This is a genomic window from Sediminicola luteus, from assembly GCF_040566555.1.
Taxonomy (GTDB): Bacteria; Bacteroidota; Bacteroidia; order Flavobacteriales; family Flavobacteriaceae; genus Sediminicola.
The window spans coordinates 101,204-119,995 of sequence record NZ_JBEWYP010000003.1; the positions used below are offsets into that span (position 1 = coordinate 101,204).

At 40.1% G+C, this 18,792-nt stretch carries 17 protein-coding genes; 9 read left to right on the forward strand and 8 right to left on the reverse strand.

Annotated features, from left to right (window positions below):
- The first annotated feature begins 61 nt into the window (after window positions 1–61).
- The 4 genes from aroC to ABXZ32_RS06705 all read left to right on the forward strand — a co-directional run bounded on the left by aroC (window position 62) and on the right by ABXZ32_RS06705 (window position 5,156).
- On the forward strand, window positions 62–1,126 hold the full coding sequence (aroC, locus tag ABXZ32_RS06690; protein WP_354617897.1) for a chorismate synthase: 1,065 nt from the start codon (window positions 62–64) through the stop codon (window positions 1,124–1,126).
- 62 nt (window positions 1,127–1,188) lie between these two features.
- Complete coding sequence (locus ABXZ32_RS06695; RefSeq protein WP_354617898.1) at window positions 1,189–2,502, forward strand: dicarboxylate/amino acid:cation symporter; 1,314 nt, start codon at window positions 1,189–1,191, stop codon at window positions 2,500–2,502.
- Window positions 2,503–2,622: 120 nt separating this feature from the next.
- Window positions 2,623–3,924, forward strand: coding sequence for a dicarboxylate/amino acid:cation symporter (locus ABXZ32_RS06700; protein WP_354617899.1), 1,302 nt, complete (start codon window positions 2,623–2,625; stop codon window positions 3,922–3,924).
- Between the two features lie 62 nt (window positions 3,925–3,986).
- The gene (locus ABXZ32_RS06705; protein ID WP_354617900.1) at window positions 3,987–5,156 is read left to right on the forward strand and encodes a flavohemoglobin expression-modulating QEGLA motif protein; all 1,170 of its coding nucleotides are present in this window, start codon (window positions 3,987–3,989) and stop codon (window positions 5,154–5,156) included.
- Window positions 5,157–5,237: 81 nt separating this feature from the next.
- Here ABXZ32_RS06705 and ABXZ32_RS06710 read toward each other — a convergent pair whose 3' ends face one another.
- The 3 genes from ABXZ32_RS06710 to ABXZ32_RS06720 all read right to left on the reverse strand — a co-directional run bounded on the left by ABXZ32_RS06710 (window position 5,238) and on the right by ABXZ32_RS06720 (window position 9,962).
- Window positions 5,238–7,271: a DUF4139 domain-containing protein gene (locus ABXZ32_RS06710; RefSeq protein WP_354617901.1), complete on the reverse strand. Its 2,034-nt coding sequence runs from the start codon at window positions 7,269–7,271 to the stop codon at window positions 5,238–5,240.
- 108 nt (window positions 7,272–7,379) lie between these two features.
- Window positions 7,380–7,787: a thiol-disulfide oxidoreductase DCC family protein gene (locus ABXZ32_RS06715; protein ID WP_354617902.1), complete on the reverse strand. Its 408-nt coding sequence runs from the start codon at window positions 7,785–7,787 to the stop codon at window positions 7,380–7,382.
- A gap of 3 nt (window positions 7,788–7,790) precedes the next feature.
- On the reverse strand, window positions 7,791–9,962 hold the full coding sequence (locus ABXZ32_RS06720) for an endonuclease MutS2 (protein ID WP_354617903.1): 2,172 nt from the start codon (window positions 9,960–9,962) through the stop codon (window positions 7,791–7,793).
- A gap of 49 nt (window positions 9,963–10,011) precedes the next feature.
- Between ABXZ32_RS06720 and ABXZ32_RS06725 the strand changes: the two genes are divergently transcribed.
- The gene (locus ABXZ32_RS06725; RefSeq protein WP_354617904.1) at window positions 10,012–10,677 is read left to right on the forward strand and encodes a uracil-DNA glycosylase; all 666 of its coding nucleotides are present in this window, start codon (window positions 10,012–10,014) and stop codon (window positions 10,675–10,677) included.
- Between the two features lie 78 nt (window positions 10,678–10,755).
- Window positions 10,756–11,193 (forward strand): response regulator, encoded by a 438-nt coding sequence (locus ABXZ32_RS06730; RefSeq protein ID WP_354617905.1) that lies wholly within the window; start codon window positions 10,756–10,758, stop codon window positions 11,191–11,193.
- A gap of 25 nt (window positions 11,194–11,218) precedes the next feature.
- Here ABXZ32_RS06730 and ABXZ32_RS06735 read toward each other — a convergent pair whose 3' ends face one another.
- The 5 genes from ABXZ32_RS06735 to ABXZ32_RS06755 all read right to left on the reverse strand — a co-directional run bounded on the left by ABXZ32_RS06735 (window position 11,219) and on the right by ABXZ32_RS06755 (window position 15,300).
- On the reverse strand, window positions 11,219–12,064 hold the full coding sequence (locus ABXZ32_RS06735) for a substrate-binding domain-containing protein (RefSeq protein ID WP_354617906.1): 846 nt from the start codon (window positions 12,062–12,064) through the stop codon (window positions 11,219–11,221).
- The gene (locus ABXZ32_RS06740) at window positions 12,065–12,934 is read right to left on the reverse strand and encodes a nucleoside phosphorylase (protein WP_354617907.1); all 870 of its coding nucleotides are present in this window, start codon (window positions 12,932–12,934) and stop codon (window positions 12,065–12,067) included. It abuts the gene before it with no gap.
- 1 nt (window position 12,935) lies between these two features.
- Complete coding sequence (locus tag ABXZ32_RS06745; RefSeq protein ID WP_354617908.1) at window positions 12,936–13,868, reverse strand: DUF1835 domain-containing protein; 933 nt, start codon at window positions 13,866–13,868, stop codon at window positions 12,936–12,938.
- A gap of 89 nt (window positions 13,869–13,957) precedes the next feature.
- Window positions 13,958–14,290: a translation initiation factor gene (locus ABXZ32_RS06750; protein WP_354617909.1), complete on the reverse strand. Its 333-nt coding sequence runs from the start codon at window positions 14,288–14,290 to the stop codon at window positions 13,958–13,960.
- 59 nt (window positions 14,291–14,349) lie between these two features.
- Window positions 14,350–15,300: an isopenicillin N synthase family dioxygenase gene (locus ABXZ32_RS06755; RefSeq protein ID WP_354617910.1), complete on the reverse strand. Its 951-nt coding sequence runs from the start codon at window positions 15,298–15,300 to the stop codon at window positions 14,350–14,352.
- Window positions 15,301–15,427: 127 nt separating this feature from the next.
- Here ABXZ32_RS06755 and ABXZ32_RS06760 point away from each other — a divergent pair, with 127 nt between their 5' ends.
- From ABXZ32_RS06760 to ABXZ32_RS06770, 3 genes are all read left to right on the forward strand, one after another.
- On the forward strand, window positions 15,428–17,404 hold the full coding sequence (locus ABXZ32_RS06760; protein WP_354617911.1) for an alpha-ketoacid dehydrogenase subunit alpha/beta: 1,977 nt from the start codon (window positions 15,428–15,430) through the stop codon (window positions 17,402–17,404).
- Window positions 17,405–17,544: 140 nt separating this feature from the next.
- Complete coding sequence (locus tag ABXZ32_RS06765) at window positions 17,545–18,027, forward strand: lipocalin-like domain-containing protein (RefSeq protein ID WP_354617912.1); 483 nt, start codon at window positions 17,545–17,547, stop codon at window positions 18,025–18,027.
- Between the two features lie 41 nt (window positions 18,028–18,068).
- Complete coding sequence (locus tag ABXZ32_RS06770; protein ID WP_408016946.1) at window positions 18,069–18,734, forward strand: OmpA family protein; 666 nt, start codon at window positions 18,069–18,071, stop codon at window positions 18,732–18,734.
- The last annotated feature ends 58 nt before the right edge of the window (window positions 18,735–18,792 follow it).

Here is an 18,792-nt window from a genome sequence, read left to right on the forward strand (position 1 = left end):
TGCATGGACTTGATTTTTGTATCTCTGATTTAAGATTTACCTTTGAACGAAAGATATCTACATGGCAGGCAATACATTCGGAACCCTTTTTAAAGTAATGACTTTTGGTGAATCACATGGTGTTGCCATTGGTGGTGTTTTGGATGGATGTCCGGCAGGTATCCAATTGGACCTCGAGGCCATCCAGACCGAATTGGACAGACGTAAACCTGGACAGTCGGCGATAGTTACCCAACGCAAGGAACCGGATTCCGTTGAGTTTTATTCGGGAATTTTCGAAGGAAAGACAACAGGAACGCCCATAGGTTTTGCCATTCACAATACCAATCAAAAATCCCACGATTATTCCCACATCAAGGATTCATACAGGCCATCCCATGCCGATTATGTCTACGACCAAAAGTACGGATTTAGGGATTATAGAGGTGGGGGAAGGAGCTCCGCTAGGGAAACAGCCAGTAGGGTAGTGGCAGGTGCCATTGCCAAACAATTTCTAAAAGACATCAAAATCAACGCGTACGTATCCCAGGTCGGGGATTTATCCCTGAACACTGATTATAAAAATTTAGACTTCTCATTGATCGAGTCCAATGCTGTTCGCTGCCCAGATCCTGAAATGGCCCTGAAAATGGAAAACTACATTAAGGAGATCAGAAAGGAAGGGGATACGGTTGGTGGAATTATCACCTGTGTGATTCAGAATGTACCTATTGGCCTGGGGGAACCTGCCTTTGATAAGCTACATGCAGAATTGGGGAAGGCTATGCTCTCTATCAATGCCGTAAAGGGATTTGAATACGGGAGTGGTTTTGAAGGCGTAAAAATGAAAGGTAGTGCCCATAACGACCAGTTTAACCAGGATGGAACTACCAAAACCAATCATAGTGGAGGGGTTCAGGGAGGTATAAGCAATGGGATGGATATTTATTTCAATATTGCATTTAAGCCAGTGGCAACCGTCATCCAAGGCTATGAGACTATAGATAAGGAAGGCAACATGGTAAAGACCCAAGGGAAAGGACGTCACGACCCATGTGTAGTGCCAAGGGCGGTTCCCATTGTGGAAGCTATGGCTGCTTTGGTCTTGGCAGATTATACCTTATTGAACAGGACAATCAAATTATAATTTTCGTTTTTTTCGGCTTTTACTAACAAAATAGTATCTTACTCCCTCAAAATTTAAAATATATGAGGAAGCTGGAATTGCATTGGCGAATTCTTATTGGAATGTTTTTAGGTGTCGTTTTTGCCTACTTAATGGTTCAATTGGAATGGGGGCCAAAATTTGTATCGGATTGGATAAAACCTTTTGGGAATATATTTATCAACTCCTTAAAATTAATTGCAGTTCCGTTAATCCTTGGATCCCTTATCAAGGGGGTTTCCGACTTAAAGGATATTTCCAAATTATCTAAAATGGGGGGCAGGACCATAGGTATCTATGTCCTAACTACGGTTATAGCAGTTTCTATCGGACTAGGGGTTGTCAATCTAATAAAGCCAGGTTCTTCCATCTCACAAGAAACCAGAAACGAACTTGTTGAAAATTACAAAGGAGACGCAGATTCGAAAATAGCAGAGGCGGCCAAACAAAGAGATGCCGGTCCTTTAAGGGCTTTGGAGGATTTGGTGCCCGATAACATATTTCAAGCTGCCAGTGACAATGGCAACATGCTCCAAGTGATATTCTTTGCCATCCTTTTTGGGGTAGGACTTATTCTGATCCCGGAAGAACAGGCATCCCCGGTTAAGAAATTTTTTGATGGGTTCAATGAAGTGATCCTCAAGTTGATCGATTTAATTATGCTGGCCGCACCTTTTGGGGTATTTGCCTTATTGGCTGCCTTAGTAGTAGAGTCGCCCAGTTTAGATCTATTTAAGGCTCTGGGTTGGTACGCTTTGTCAGTAGTGATCGGCCTGACCTTGATGATATGTGTCTATCTATTTATTGTTTGGATAGTCACGAAAAAAACTCCGGCATTCTTTTTAAAGGGGATCTCCCCGGCCCAACTATTGGCATTTTCAACCAGTTCCAGTGCTGCAACCCTTCCAGTGACTATGGAACGTGTAGAAGAGCATTTGGGAGTTGAGGAAGAGGTCACCAGTTTTGTATTGCCTATTGGCGCCACTATAAATATGGACGGTACGAGTTTGTACCAAGCCGTAGCAGCTGTTTTTATTGCCCAGGCATTTGGTATGGATCTTAGTTTGTCTGCACAATTGGGTATTATCGTTACTGCAACTTTGGCCTCTATTGGGAGTGCAGCCGTACCAGGAGCGGGGATGGTAATGTTGGTAATAGTCCTTGCGCAAGCAGGAATTCCTGAAGCCGGTCTGGCCCTTATTTTTGCTGTAGACCGTCCTTTGGATATGTGCAGAACCGTAGTTAACGTAACAGGTGATGCTACCGTTTCCATGGTGGTTGCTAAGTCTGTTGGTAAATTGGGAGAGCCCAAGGTAAAAGATTGGGATGACCACTATAAAGGAAAGAAAGTAATTTAGACTTCATATTACTACTCAAACTCATATTTTTAGGGCCTTTATAGGCCCTAAAATATTTTTATATCCCTTTGTAATTTCAATTGATAGTTCTAATACATTAGTGCGTTCTTATTTGAAATTATGAAAAAGATTGCTTTGCATTGGCAAATCCTAATTGGGATGTTGCTGGGGTTGTTGTTTGGGTATTTAATGATTCAAGTATCTGGGGGAAAGGAATTTGTTGAAAACTGGATTAACCCTTTAGGGGTGATATTTATTAATCTATTGAAGCTCATTGCCATTCCATTAATATTGGCATCCCTCGTAAAAGGGATCTCGGATTTAAAGGACATATCCAAATTTAGGAACATTGGTCTACGGACCATGGTCATCTTTATAATGACCACTGTTATTGCCATTACCATAGGTTTGTTCTTGGTAAATATTTTTAAACCTGGAAATGGTATTTCCAATGAAACCATAGAAAGGTTAACATCCACCTATTCAAATAATACTGGGCTTCAGGCAAAAATAGAAGAGGCCTCCTTGCAGAAAGATTCTGGTCCTTTGCAATTTTTGGTGGATATGGTTCCTGATAATATTTTTACCGCAATGAGTAATAATAAACTCATGCTCCAAGTAATATTTTTTACTGTGTTTTTGGGCATTTCCATGCTGCTTATCGGGGAAGAAAAAGCCAGACCCTTAAAAAATCTTTTTGATTCCCTAAATGATGCCGTTTTAAAAATGGTGGATTTGATAATGATATCGGCACCGGTAGCGGTTTTTGCCTTACTGGCCTATGTGGTGGTCAGCTCTGGGGATCCGGATCTGCTGTACGCCTTATTAAAATATTCGGGTGTAGTGGTTTTAGGACTCATCCTCATGATTGTCTTTTATTGCACCGTCATCTTTGTAACTACAAGGATCAACCCGTTTTGGTTCCTAAAAAAAATGAGTCCGGCTCAGCTCCTGGCATTTTCTACCAGTAGCAGTGCAGCCGTTTTGCCTGTGAATATGAAAATTGTGGAAGATGAAATTGGAGTGGATAAGGAAGTGTCCAGTTTTGTTCTTCCGGTAGGGGCAACGGTGAACATGGATGGTACAAGCCTTTATCAAGGGGTTGCCGCGGTGTTTATTTCACAGGCACTTGGGTTTCATTTGGAGCTTACGGATCAACTGATGATCGTGCTAACGGCCTTATTGGCGTCCATTGGATCTGCTGCCGTGCCGGGAGCTGGGATGGTGATGTTGGTTATTGTATTGGAATCCATAGGTTTTCCTGCCAATAAATTGGCCATTGGATTGGCCCTTATTTTTGCAGTGGATCGTCCCTTGGATATGTGTAGAACCGTAATCAATGTTACTGGGGACGCCATGGTAAGTTTAATTGTCGCCAAATCTGTTGATAAAATAGATTATACGAAAGCGAAAAGGATGTAAGGATCGTCCATTGGTCTCAAATGACTAAATTGCGACCAAATATGTTGATGTAATTGAAGCTTATGAAGAATAGTGCCTTGGTAGATATTGAAAATGTGTATGCCGATTTATTTGAGATAGATATCAATTTGGACCGTTTGGTAAAAAAGATAGAACTGCTCAGTTATCTAAACCCTCTGAATATTGAAAAGGAGAAACAGCGTTTCTTTGCCTCTAAATATACAGAAGACCCTATTTTTAAGTATCCCAAGATCAAATTTGATCCCTATAAGCTCCATCGCTTGTTTTATTCCCAACGTCTGGAGCGCATAGAAGATGATGAGATTCGGAAGATGTACCAGGAAATAATCTATTACTACTCCAATATGATCCAGTGCATTGAGACCATAGGCGAGGGTAAGAAGTTCTATTATAATTCTTTAAGGGTATTTGGCACCCCTACACAAAAGGACGTTCAGAATGCGAGATATATCCTTCATTTTGAAGATGAGCCTGTTTCCAGTGAAATGGAAAAAGTGTATACCGCAGAGGAAGCCAAAGCATATTTTGAGAAGTTTGTTCAACAATATAATTTTCCCTTGAATATCAGGTTGTCTACCAGCCTTGCGGCCGATGCTATGGTGAGCAACAGCACCCAATCTTTGGTCATCAAAAAAAACGCCAAATTTTCCAAGAACAAACTATTGACCCTGGCCAACCATGAGATAGGGGTTCATTTGGTCACGACCTTCAATGGCATGGACCAGCCCCTTAAGATTTTTTCAAATGGCTTTCCCAAAAATGTGGAAACACAGGAAGGGCTTGCCGTCTTTAGCGAATATATGAGTGGTGCCTTGACCTTAAAAAGGCTTAAAGAGCTATCTTACAGGGTTTTAGCATCGGACAGTTTAATAAAGGGTTCCAGTTTTTCTGATACCTTTGATATGATTCACAATCAATATAAATTGAATCGTAACGACGCCTTTACCATTACCATGCGGGCCCATAGGGGAGGCGGCTTTACCAAAGATCGCTTGTATTTAAGTGGCTTGCGCAAAATATATAAGCGCTATAAAAAAGGAGTGTCCATGGATAACTTATTATGCGGAAAGGTAAATATGGAATACGAACAAGGGATACAGCATTTGTTTGATCAGGGTCTTGTACATAACATCACCCATAAAAATGTGGCCTTTTCTGAAAACAAGAATGCGAATACGACGCTGGACTTTATCCTGAACAATTTAAAATAGCCTAGTTATCAATTTATTAGGGCGAAATTTGAATTTTATCTGGATGGATAAAATAAATTTCGCCCATATTTCTACTAAATATTAAAGTGAAATGCTCTTATGTCTGGGATATTTAACCTGATAGGAGAATTTTGTTTTTGCCGTGTCATTGGATCCTATGTTTAAATTCCAAGTTATGATGCCCTTAATGGGGTCGTACTTTGCCTCGTTTGTATTAATCTCCTCCACTTTTATTTCCTTATTTTGGGAAATAGGTACCCTATCCATCAATCTTAATGCAATAGGCGTGCTTTTATTGTTTTTCACCTCCAAATCATATGCCTTGTCAATTATCTTATTGTTACCGATAAAGGATTTGTTTTTAAAGTCGTTCTTTAATGTTCTTGATACGGTAATCTGAGGATCTATGCCCAAGGATAAATTTAATTCTTTTGATACTGTATAGGGGTCTATAACCGTTTTGCCTGCAAAAGTGCCCTCAAAGTATAAATTGGCTTCTCCTGGTAGCATATGATACTTTTCCCATTCTTTTAATTTTGCTACCAGAAACACATTTTCATTGATCAGGGGAGCAGCTAAATATTCATAGGTGGCCTCTAAAGTAAAACTGTTGATCTCTATCGTCGTAATATCACCATTGGATTTTAGGCTGTATGGCTTTTTGATCACGAATTTTGAATTGGTCATTTCATCCATTGGATTACTGGTGACCGTAGTTATGACCACCACCCCATTACTTGCTTTGTTACCGTAAATGGCTGTCGCCTGATCTCCTTTTAAAATTTCTAATGAGGCAATTTCATCTTCGGCCAAATCGCCTTCTTGAAAACCTTCAACCGGTACACCATCAATAATATATAATGGGGATATATCCTCTGATTTACTTGAATGCCCGTTATCTTGAATCCCGGACACTCGTCCTTTCAAAATAGAAGATGTCTCGCTATAGCCCATTATTACTACTTCCTCCAGTGTCTGTGCATCTTCCTCCATTTTTATATTCATGACAGAGGAGTAGATGGGTACGCTTTCCGTGGAAAATCCAATATAGGAAAACACCAATTCCTCTCCATTTTTAATGGGCAGGGTGTAATATCCATGAAAATCGGTTTGGGTTCCTATAGAGGTTCCTTTTATAACTATAGCGCAACCTGGAAGGGGTTGACCAGAAGCGTCCGTAACTATTCCTGTTACTTTCTTGACCGTAGGATTATAGGAGTATGGATATCTTTTTGCCGCCCTTGATGCTGTATTCCTCGTATTACGGGCTATAAAATTCAAATACTTTGTTTCCAAAGAAGGTTTGACCGAATGACGGTTTGGATTACCTGTGGATAAGGAAATAGATACATTTTCCCAATCAGTACCTGTGTTTTGATACACCTGTGCCTTGTAAGTTAAATTGAGCGGAGCATTCAACTGCTTGGATTTAATATCATATGTAGGGACCCAACCCGCCTCTGCCACAGTGTAACTGATATTCAGATTTAAAAATGCATCATTATCAGCATCAAATTTTATTGTTAGCTCTCCCTTAAATTCTTGGGGCCGACCTTTTAATTCGGAAAGTTGGTTTTGAGTGGCCGTAACTATTTCATTGATACTAGCCATCTGCTGATTTATTTTGAACATGGTATCCCTTATGGCAGTAATTCTTTGCCTGTAATAGGTGCTTATCTGCTTAACTTTTTCCAAATCAAAACTGTTTTCGGCAGTATTGAGTTGCCTATTGCTGGTAATCACCAATTCCTCCTCTGCCAGCCCTGCAATCTTATTTTGGAGCAGGGAAATATTGGATTTATAACCTACAAGCAGATTTTCTAGGGTGGTTATATCGGGGTTGTCCAATTTTTTCTCAAGATAGTTGATGTTGTAGGCCATGGAAAGAATGGAAACCGATTGTAGTCCGGATATCTGTATGCTACTTTCATCAATACCGGTAGATAATCCGGTAAAGGTAAATTCACTGCTGCCTTTTGGCACCTTGAAGGTTGCGGTCCTTGTTATTTGTGCGCCGCTCAGATACACCGTAACATGTTTTATTTTGGAAGGAACAGGACCATTGCTTCCAAATATTAGAAAAGGACAAAGTAGGGCAAAGAATAAATTTCTCATAATCATTGGTTTATGTTGATGGATTAAATCTAGTCTAACCAACAATTAATAAAAACCAATAATGAGTGAAGGGGCTGTTTTGTAGTGTAAAATCGCTATTTGGGTGAGTTACTCCAAAAATTTCGCTTTAAGCTCGGGTGTAGGGATCATACATGCTTCCTTTTTGCCGAACCACTTATACCTGTTTTTTGCAATAATATCATAGATAAAGTTGGAGATCGACTCAGGGATCCATTCAAAAACTTGCAATAATGTCCATGCCCCGCCAAAATCTTGACCAATCTTTAAGGCGGCTGATGCCTTGGTATAATACGCTACCCCAGGCTCTATTAATATGATACTATCTATTTTAGAGGTATCGATATTGCGCTGTTGAAGAAATTTTCTGCCAATATCACTTTGGAGCGGGGCATACCTAAAGTTGTCTTTTTTATCGCGCTTTATGATAAATTGTATAGCACCATTGCAGAGGTTACAAACCCCGTCAAAAAGGATAATTTTTTTATTTTCTTCCATAGGTTACTTTTTGGCTTGCACCAGTTCCAATTGCTCTACACTTACGTTGGTAGTAAAAACACCATAATTGACCACTGCCTTGTTTTTTTCAAGGCTATCTATACTTCCAACTGCCTTGCCATCCTGTAGACGTACCCTGTCTCCAATTTTGAATATGGGTCTTGGTTTGTTTTTTTCTTGGACAATAGCCTTTTTCTTCTCTTTCTTTTTCTCCTCCCTGACCTTGACTATTTTCTGCTCCAATTCCTGGGCTACTTCTACCTTCTTCTGCTTTTCTATTTTGACCTCTTTTACACTTTTCTTCTTGCGCTTGCTATTTTCGGTTTCTACTATGCGCAACAATTCAGAGACCAAGGGTCTTTTCTTTTTGTCTTGGAAGTATTTCCCCGCAGCGTCATTGAGTTTGTTTCCCAAATAGATCATGCGTTGGTTGTGATCATAGAGCTCTTGGTAATTTTCCAACTTGGACTTTATTTTGGAATTGAGGTCCTCCAAACGCTTGGCTTCTTCCCTTGCTTTGGATTCTTCTTCCTTTAATTGAGAGCCCGTTTTTTCCATTTTGCTCCTTTCTTTTTGAAGCTTGGCTATGGTGGCATCAAATCGAACCTTTCCTCGTTCAATTTTTTTCTTTGCCTTATTGATCAGGCTATAGGGGATGCCATTTTTTTGTGCCACTTCAAAAGTAAAAGAGCTTCCTGCCTGTCCTAAAACCAATTGGTAGGTGGGCTCTAGGGTGCTGGAATTGAACAACATATTGGCATTGGTCATTTCCGGGAGTTCGTTGGCCAACATTTTAAGGTTGGAATAATGGGTGGTAATTACCCCATAGGCTCCGCGTTCGTAAAATACCTCCAAAAAGGTTTCCGCAAGAGCTCCACCGAGTTCCGGATCGCTCCCTGTCCCAAACTCATCAATTAAAAAGAGGGTGCTTTCATTGCATTTTCGCAAGAAGCTGTTCATATTTTTTAGACGGTAGCTATAAGTACTCAGATGGTTTTCAATAGATTGATTATCCCCGATATCCGTCAATATTTTATCAAACAGGCACACGGTACTGCGCTCGTGAACGGGAATAAGCATTCCACTTTGAACCATTACCTGAAGCAAGCCAATAGTTTTTAAAGTGATACTTTTTCCCCCGGCATTGGGGCCCGAGATCACTATGATCCTATTTTCAGGATAAAGGGATATGGTCTGTGGATAGGTTTTCTCATTTTTTCTTTTATTGCTCAAATACAATAAAGGATGGTAGGCATCCCTAAGGTTCATTTTCTTGTCCGTACTAATTTCAGGCATCACAGCATTCATGTCCAGAGCATATTTGGCTTTGGCAGCCGTGATATCCATATCTGTAAGATACTCTTGGTAGATACGCAATAAAGGGGCATGGGGCCTAATGTGTTCTGTTAGGTATTTTAGGATTTTTTTGATTTCCTCAGTTTCATCAAATTCCAGATTGTTCAGCTCCCTGCTGTATTTTAACGTGGCCTCAGGCTCTATATAAACAATGCTCCCGGTTTTAGAGGAACCCATTACAGCCCCTTTTACTTTTTTCCGGTACATGGCCTTTACAGCGAGGACCCTGCGGTTTTCTACGACAGATTCCCGAATTTCATCCAAAAATTCAGAGGCGTTATAGGTATTTAAAGCGGATCCGAAACTTTGGTTTATTTTTCCTTTGACAAAGTTAATTTCTTGTCTGATCGTTCTTAGATTGTCCGACGCATTGTCCTTAATTTCCCCAAAACGGTCAATGACCATATCGATCTGGGTTGGAATATCGGAATTTAGTTCAATAACGTCCGAAGCCTTGTACAACAAAGGGTAATATTCCTTAAATTTTTTAAAGAATTTTAGGTGGGTGGTAACCGTATTGCAGATATTTCCAATTTTTCGGAAACCTGTAATTTCAAGACTGGTGTTCTCAATTTTCAGGAGCTTCAATTCTTGGTGGATGGCATCGAACCCGTGATTGGGAACCCTGTTGTCATTAGTGTAGGAAGCCAGGTATTCAGAGGTTTGCCCTAAACTATTCAAAATACTTTCTTTACTGTCCAAGGGAACAACGGTCAAGGCCTTTTCCTTTCCCAATTCTGTATTGCATCGCAGGGAGAGTTGGTCCAAAACAGTAAAAAATTCTAAATCTTGTAGTGTTTTTTGTTGAATGTTGTTCATAGCATTGTAAAGCCCTAAATTTGGTCCTACAAAAGTAGGCCTTTTTTATATGAACATCAATATACATCCTAGTTGGAGGGAACAGCTTTACGAAGAGTTTAACAAGTCTTATTTTTTAAATTTAGTTCTCTTTGTAAAGCAAGAATATGAGACCTATACATGTTACCCTAAAAGTGATCATGTTTTTTCTGCTTTTGATTATTGCCCATTTCAGGAAACCAAAGTGGTTATCATAGGGCAGGACCCTTATCATGGACCTAATCAGGCCCATGGCCTTTGTTTTTCCGTACAGGAAGAAGTGAACCATCCACCTTCCCTGACCAATATTTTCAAGGAATTGGAATCGGATATTGGGAAAAGGTATCCTGACAGTGGCAACTTGGAAAATTGGGCTAAACAAGGGGTGCTTTTACTGAATGCTACCTTAACTGTACGTGCCAATGAGGCTGGGAGCCATCAAAAGAAGGGATGGGAAACATTTACAGATAGGGTCATTGAAAAAATATCCAAGGAGCGGGAAGGCGTCGTTTTTTTACTGTGGGGCGGATTTGCCAAAAAGAAAATTAAATTAATTGATACCACCAAACACAGTGTGCTTATGTCTGGTCATCCTTCTCCATTAAGTGCCAATAGGGGATACTGGTTTGGTAACCGCCATTTTAGCAAGTGTAATGAGCTATTGACGGACGGAAAAAAAGAGGGTATTGTATGGTAATTTGTCGAATATTTAACGAATTCTTTTCTATTATCGACTAATTAGTTAACTTAGAGAGTATATTCTAATAAAATTTGTGTGACCCAATTCTCTATCAAATCTGTTTTACTTGTTGATGATGATCCTGCAGCGACATTCATCAATAAAGTCTTTATACGTAATTTGCCTTTGGACGTAGATGTGTATGCCGCCACAGATGGTAAGGACGCATTGGATTTATTGGATGAAATAAGTATTAGCCTAAATGGACAGCAGTCCTTTATTCCTTGCTTGCTGATATTGGATATAAAGATGCCGGTGATGGACGGATGGGAGTTCTTGGACGCTTATACGGATCGCTATTCCAAAGAAATTAAAAAGAATATTACCATAGTGGTAACTACTATGAGCCAAGATGAACGAGATATAATCAAGGCCAGTAACAATCCTATGATCAAAGAATTTGTTCAAAAGCCCCTCTCTGATGAAAAACTATTGGAAATAATTGAAAGGCACTTTATGGAAAAACAACATTAGTGTGCTTGTTGAATGTCTCTTTCTATTAAAATAGGATACTTTCTTTTGGTACCTGTTTGTCAATCAATCCCAATATCTTCAATTGTTCTTGTACCCCTGACAGGGTTTTGCCGTCCATTTGGGATTGGCTCCATTCTGTTATGGATAACCACTCTTTGATATCTTCAAGTTGTTGTTCATAGGCATTGGACAAATTCCTATCGATACTTGGGATACTTTTAAACTCTTCGGTATACAGGTTTATCACCTCAAGAATATGGGCCAAGGTACTTTTTTGCGTCGATATAAAGTTATCGGTTGCAGCAATGACAAAACATGGCCAAGGGGTTGGGCAATCTCCCAACCTTCTAAAGGTGCCATTGTCCACCAAAGGTTTTGTGGTAAAATGTTCCCACATAAAATAATCAGCTGCACCATTGGTCAAGGCCGTTACCGCCCCATCGAGATTGTTAATGACCTCAAATTCCAATGCATTGGTATCCCATCCGTTATTCTTGGCATTCACATAGGCCATTAAGTGGCTACCACTGCCATATCTACTAATGGCCAATTTAGTATTTTCCAATTCTTTAATAGTGTTGTACTTGCTTTTTGCGCCAACATGAATACCCCAGAGTAGGGGCGATTCTATATATTTCTGAACAATTTTAACTGGATTTCCCTCAACAATACTTTTTACAATACCTTCTGTAAGGATAATGGCAAGGTCTGTTTCCCCATCTTGTAACATTTGGCACATTTTCCCGGTACCTTCGGGAATATCGGACCATTGCAGGTCTATGCCCCGTTCTTCAAAAGCACCTTCCTCTATGGCCAAATGCCATGGAAAGTTAAAATGTTCGGGGACTCCTATGATTTTAACGGTCTTCATTTACTGTGTAATCTTTTGTAAGGTATACTGAATCAATTTTTCTGTGGATTCGGCAGGTTTATTGGAAAACTCACCTGTACTTCTGTTTGCCAAAATACAGTTCATGGATACTGCCCTATGTCCCAATAGTTTTGCCAATCCATAAATACCAGAGGTCTCCATTTCCAAATTGGTTATTTTAAGATTATTAAATCTGAAGGCTGACAGTTTACCATTTAAATCATTGTCCTGCGTTTCCAAACGCAACTTCCTTCCCTGGGGCCCATAAAAACCAACATTGGTGGCTGTGAAACCCAAAAGTATTTCATCAGATATCAGTTTGGAGCCCAGAACCTTATCATATGCAACCACATATGGGGTCGATTTATGGTTGTACCATTGGGTATGGTCCACAAAGGCTTTTTGTATTTCATGGTGTTGTATATGGCTACTATCGTAAAATTGAAGTAAGCTATCGAAACCAATGGCATATTCGCTCATCAGGAAGGAATCAATGGGAATATCGGGATGGATGGACCCAGAGGTGCCAATTCTAATTATATCCAGGGCGGTTAGCTTTGATTTGATTTTTTTTGTGGAAAAATCAATATTAACCAAAGCGTCCAGTTCGTTTAGGACGATATCAATATTATCGGTCCCAATACCTGTAGACATCACCGTAAGACGTTTGCCGTTTAAAGTTCCGGTATGGGTATGAAATTCTCTCTTGCCTTTTTTGATTTCGATATGGTCAAAATGTTTCGAAACTTCTGAAACCCTATCGGGATCACCAACGGTAATGACGGTTGGAGCGATATCTTCAGGCAATAAATTGAGGTGATAAATGCTGTTGTCTGCATTTAAGATAAATTCAGATGGACTAAGTTGCATGCTATAATTTTAGAATTCTGTCGGTAGACGAATTATATAAGAAGCTATATTTTAAAGCGCCTCCGAGGTACTCATCATTTTCCTTTATTGTGGAATAATAACTTGTTTTTCCCTTAAAGATGCCCAACCCGTCAGGGGACAGCGTCACAGGGGAAAAAGAGGAAAATAAAGGCTTAATTTTTGTTAGTACCCTTTCATATTGGGTGTCACCAAAGCCATAAATACCTTGATTTTTGAGAATAAGGGACAATAATTCTTTTTTTGAATCTGGATGTTGTTCCAAAGCCACTTTCAAGACCAGGTTTTCCACATCATTGAGACCGTTGCGTATACTTGGAAATCTTTTTAGATGGGCAGCAATGGCATTGGCGAGATTGTCAAACTGATAGTTTTGATAATCTCCTACATTCTCCAAGCGTATTGGATTGTTGCTACAATACAATTGCCAGATGTAATCTGCATATTCAATATCATCCTGTGTAAGTGATTTGCGCAGTCCATAGATACTTAAAAGCTCATGATCTTCCATTTCGGAAAGACTTTTGGGTGTTTCCCCTTCTTTCAGGCTGACTGTTGAGACCAATGATATTTCAGCATGTCTTCGGTGGGTCTTTAACCAACTGATGACCGCCAACATATTTATTTGACAGAACAGATCGTAATCAAACCATAAAATAATCTGGTCTTGTTGCTTGTGGCTGCAAAGGGACCTGTATTCCTTTAATGTTTGCTCTATGAATCTGGATTTGGAAATTTTATAGGTCTTGTTAAGGAATTCAAAACGTGTCTTCCAGAATGATTCGCTCCCCACTGATGTTAAGGTTTTTCCTTCACATAGCATTTCCCTCCAGGTGATAATATCACCTTTGAGATCAAGCGATTTTAAACGTTTGGTAAGAAAATCGCCATTTGTTATGTGCAACTGGGTATTCATTGGACGCTAGTTAGGTGTTAGGCATGCACTTGTTACAATCTATTAAAGATAACATTTTAAATAAAAATCTGAAAGCTAATTAACAGATTTTAACCACCAACACGTTTCACCTTAAACCCTTTTTCCTTTAAGATATCCATAATTTTATCACGGTAATCACCTTGGATGATAATGGAATCATCTTTAAAGCTGCCACCAACACTCAATTTGGTCTTTAATTCCTTGGCCAGTTTTTTAAAATCCTCATCAGCCCCGGTGTATCCCTCAATAATAGTGATTGGTTTCCCTTTTCGTTTTTCATATTTGCAGATCATAGGTGCCTCTTGCATCCAGATTCCCTCTTTGTTGGATGTGGATGTATCCTCTTCGGTAGAAGGAGTATGATCTGGGAATAAGTTTTTGAGCTGGTCTTTAAGGTCCATCTTTTAAGGTATTGAATACTAGAAAAAACCTCCCTTGCGCAGGGAGGCTTTTGATGTTCTTATTTTTTAATCAATCCAAGTTCGATCAATCTTTCATGTAAAAATTCTCCTGCTGTAATGTCCTCAAATTGCTTTGGATTTTCTTCATCAACACAATTATCTAAACAATTAAGCGGCATATCACTTACCGGGTGCATAAAATAAGGAATGGAGTATCTGGAGGTTCCCCAAAGTTCCCTCGGAGGATTGACCACCTGGTGGATGGTAGATTTTAGTTTGTTATTGGTCAGCCTGGAAAGCATATCCCCAACGTTGATCATTAGTTCATTGGGCTGTGCTATGGCATCTACCCATTCCCCTTGATGGTTCATAACCTGAAGTCCTTTCCCTTGTGCCCCCATTAATAGGGTTATCAAATTGATGTCTCCGTGGGCCGCTGCCCTAATGGCATTTTTTGGTTCGGAGGTTATAGGTGGGTAGTGGATAGGCCTAAGGATGGAGTTCCCGTTCTTTATATAATCATCAAAATAAGTTTCCTCTAGTTCAAGGTGCAATGCCAAGGCTCTCAGCACATATTTTGCAGTTTTTTCGAGCATCTTATAGGTTTCCTTTCCAATGACATTAAAATTAGGAAGTTCTTTTACCATCACGTTATCCGGATATTCGGCTTCCAATTTAGGATTGTCCTCCACATATTGGCCAAAATGCCAGAATTCTTTTAAATCCCCTTCTTTTTTGCCCTTTGCATGTTCTTTCCCAAAGGAAGTATATCCCCTTTGTCCTCCGATGCCGGGAATTTCATAAGAATCTTTTACCTCTTGGGGTAAATTGAAAAAGTTGCGAACTTCGCTGTAAAGATCCTTTACAAGCTCATCGGACAAAAAATGACCGCTCAAGGCTACAAAACCTATATCCTCAAAGGCGCTACCTATTTCTTCAATAAATTTTTTATTTCTATTCTTATCTTCAGATAAAAAATCTTGAAGATTTACACTTGGAATTCCGCTCATGACCAAAAATTAAATTTGCACCTCAAATTTACTAAATTAATTAAGGTTATCGAATAAGAAAACATTCAATTTTGTTCTGTCCTTTCGTTACATTTAACCCAATATTAGCAGACAACGTTATATAATTATGAAATATCAACCTAACAATATTAGCAAAATCACCCAGTTAAAACTATATGAAAGGATGATGAAACCTCGGTTGATCGAGGAAAAAATGCTGATTTTACTACGTCAGGGAAAGGTATCCAAATGGTTTAGTGGAATTGGGCAGGAAGCCATTTCAGTGGGAGTGACATCTGCATTGAAGGAAGATGAGTACGTATTGCCCATGCACCGGAACCTTGGTGTTTTTACCTCCCGAAATATTCCACTATATAGGTTGTTTGCGCAATGGCAAGGCAAGAGCAGTGGATTTACCAAAGGGAGGGACCGTAGTTTTCATTTTGGGACCCAAGAATTCAAGATTGTAGGTATGATCTCCCATTTGGGGCCTCAATTGGGGGTTGCAGATGGCATAGCGTTGGCAAATATCTTAAAAAAGGAAAAATTGGTGACCGCTGTTTTTACAGGGGAAGGTGCAACCAGTGAAGGAGATTTTCACGAAGCCCTCAATGTGGCCTCGGTGTGGAACCTCCCAGTTCTGTTTTGTATAGAAAACAACGGATATGGACTTTCTACCCCCACCAATGAACAATATAAATGTGAGAATTTGGCGGACAAGGGCCTGGGCTATGGCATGGAGTCGCACATCATAGATGGCAATAACATTTTAGAGGTTTATGAGAAAGTAGATGCCCTTTGTCAGAGTATGCGAAATACCCCAAGGCCTGTACTGTTGGAGTTCAAGACCTTTAGGATGAGGGGGCATGAAGAAGCCAGTGGTACCAAGTACGTTCCACAGGAACTGATGGATGAATGGGCCAAAAAAGACCCGATTGCTAACTATGAGGAATTTCTGGTCTCAGAAGGGGTATTAAATGAAGGCTCCATTACTCAGATTAAAGAAAAGATCCTTCAGGAAATAGAGGAGCATCTTCAGATGGCCTACAATGAGGAAGAAATTACCCTTGATCCCATCATGGAATTAAAGGATGTGTATAAACCTTTTGAATATCAAGAAGTAAAACCAAATGACAAGACTGCCCACATAAGGCTTATAGATGCCATTTCGCAAGGACTGAGGCAGTCCATGGAGCGACATGGCAATTTGGTGCTCATGGGTCAGGATATAGCTGATTATGGTGGGGTTTTCAAGATTACAGAAGGATTTATGGAGGCATTTGGTAAAGAGAGGGTAAGGAACACTCCTATTTGTGAATCTGCTATTGTTTCCACGGCCATGGGCCTATCCATTAATAAGATGAAGGTAATGGTAGAAATGCAATTCGCCGATTTTGTGAGTTCTGGTTTCAACCCTATCGTAAACTACTTGGCAAAATCACACTACCGTTGGGGAGAACACGCAGACGTTGTGGTTCGTATGCCCTGCGGTGCCGGAGTAGGGGCAGGACCTTTCCATTCCCAGACCAATGAGGCATGGTTTACCAAGACCCCAGGCTTAAAGGTGGTCTATCCCGCTTTTCCTTACGATGCAAAGGGATTGTTGGCAACCGCTATCAACGATCCCAATCCGGTACTTTTCTTTGAGCACAAGGCCTTATATAGGAGTATGTATCAAGATGTGCCAGAGGATTATTACACCTTGCCCATGGGCAAGGCCAGTATTTTGAGAAATGGATCGGATATAACAATCGTTACTTATGGAGCTGGCGTCCATTGGGCCTTGGAAGTTTTGGACAACCAACCAGAGATAAATGCCGAACTTTTGGATTTAAGGTCCCTTCAACCTTTGGATATGGAAGCCGTTTACGCATCTGTCAAGAAAACAGGAAAGCTGATCATCTTACAGGAGGACAGTCTTTTTGGGGGTGTGGCCAGTGATATTTCTGCTTTGGTTATGGAAAACTGCTTTGAATTTCTGGATGCACCGGTAAAGAGGGTCGCCAGTTTGGATACTCCTATCCCATTTGCCAAAAAACTGGAACAAAACTACCTCCCAAAGGAACGTTTTTCGCTAGCAATCAAGGAGTTACTGGATTATTAGCAAATGCGTTAGTATTAGATGTTTTTGAACTAATATTGCACGATGAAATCACGATCTTGCAGAAGGTTTTGCACATTCTTAATGATGCAAAGTCGGTTTGAAGTATTTCAACGTATATAAGTTAAATTAAACCCTAAAAGATGAACAAAAAACTCATTTTAATGCTTGCAGTCGCAGCACTAATCATGACATCCTGTTCCGTGACCAAAGAGGTTCGGAGCCAAAGAAATATGTTGAGCGGGACCTGGTCCTTGAACAATATTTCCTATGAAAACAATACTGGAACCTTCTCTTCCTTGCTTTTTAATGATGCCAAGGATATCTGTTTTAAGAACAGTGAATGGTTCTTTAGAGATAACAATAGCACAGGACGCTATACTATTCCTAGTGGCAGCCTTTGTTCTGGTGGAGATCGTTATATCAAATGGTCCGTAGTGAACAGGGAAGGACTTCCCAATCAACTACAGTTCAAGTCGATCAATGCTAAAAATAAAGATGTCAGTGGTGGTTTTGGCTACCGTTTGGATATCGTTAGCTTGACCCCACAGGCCATGACATTGAAATCCGATGTTTCCGTTAATGGTTCGCCTGTGACCGTAGTTTATAATTACACTAAAAAGTAAAATCGATTAAAATGAAAAATAATATAGTATCAAAAAGTATCATGTTTGTAATGGCTCTGACCATTATTGCAAGTTGTAGTACTGTTAAAAATGCCAATAAAACCCAAAAAGGTGCCGTCATCGGCGCTGCTGGTGGTGCTGCCGTTGGTGGTGTTATCGGAAATAACGTAGGTAAAGGAAACACTGCTTTAGGTGCCATTATTGGTGCTGTGGTAGGTGGTGCTGCCGGAGGTTATATCGGAAATAGAATGGACAAACAAGCGGAACGTATAGAAACCGAGATTCCAGGTGCAGAAGTGACTAGGGTTGGAGAAGGGATCAACGTGACCTTCAATGAGGATGCTGGAGTGTATTTTGACACCAACAAATCAGCTGTAAAAGGAGCTTCTGCCGAAACCTTAAATAGGTTGGCCGGTGTTTTAAAGGAATACCCAGACACCAATATTTTGGTAGAAGGACATACCGATAGTGCAGGAAGTGATGAGTACAACATGAGCCTATCACAACAACGTGCACAGTCTGTGACCAATTACCTTATTTCGCAAGGAATAAATAAAAGTAGACTTACTGCCAAGTGGTACGGTGAGAATCAGCCTAAATCGGACAATTCAACCGCTGAGGGAAGAGCAAAGAACCGTAGGGTAGAAATGGTAATTGTAGCCAACGAGGCATTAAAACAAGAAGCCATTGAAAAAACAAAAGGATAATTAATACCATCCTTTATATAACTAAATCCCGCCAAATATGGCGGGATTTTTTATTTAT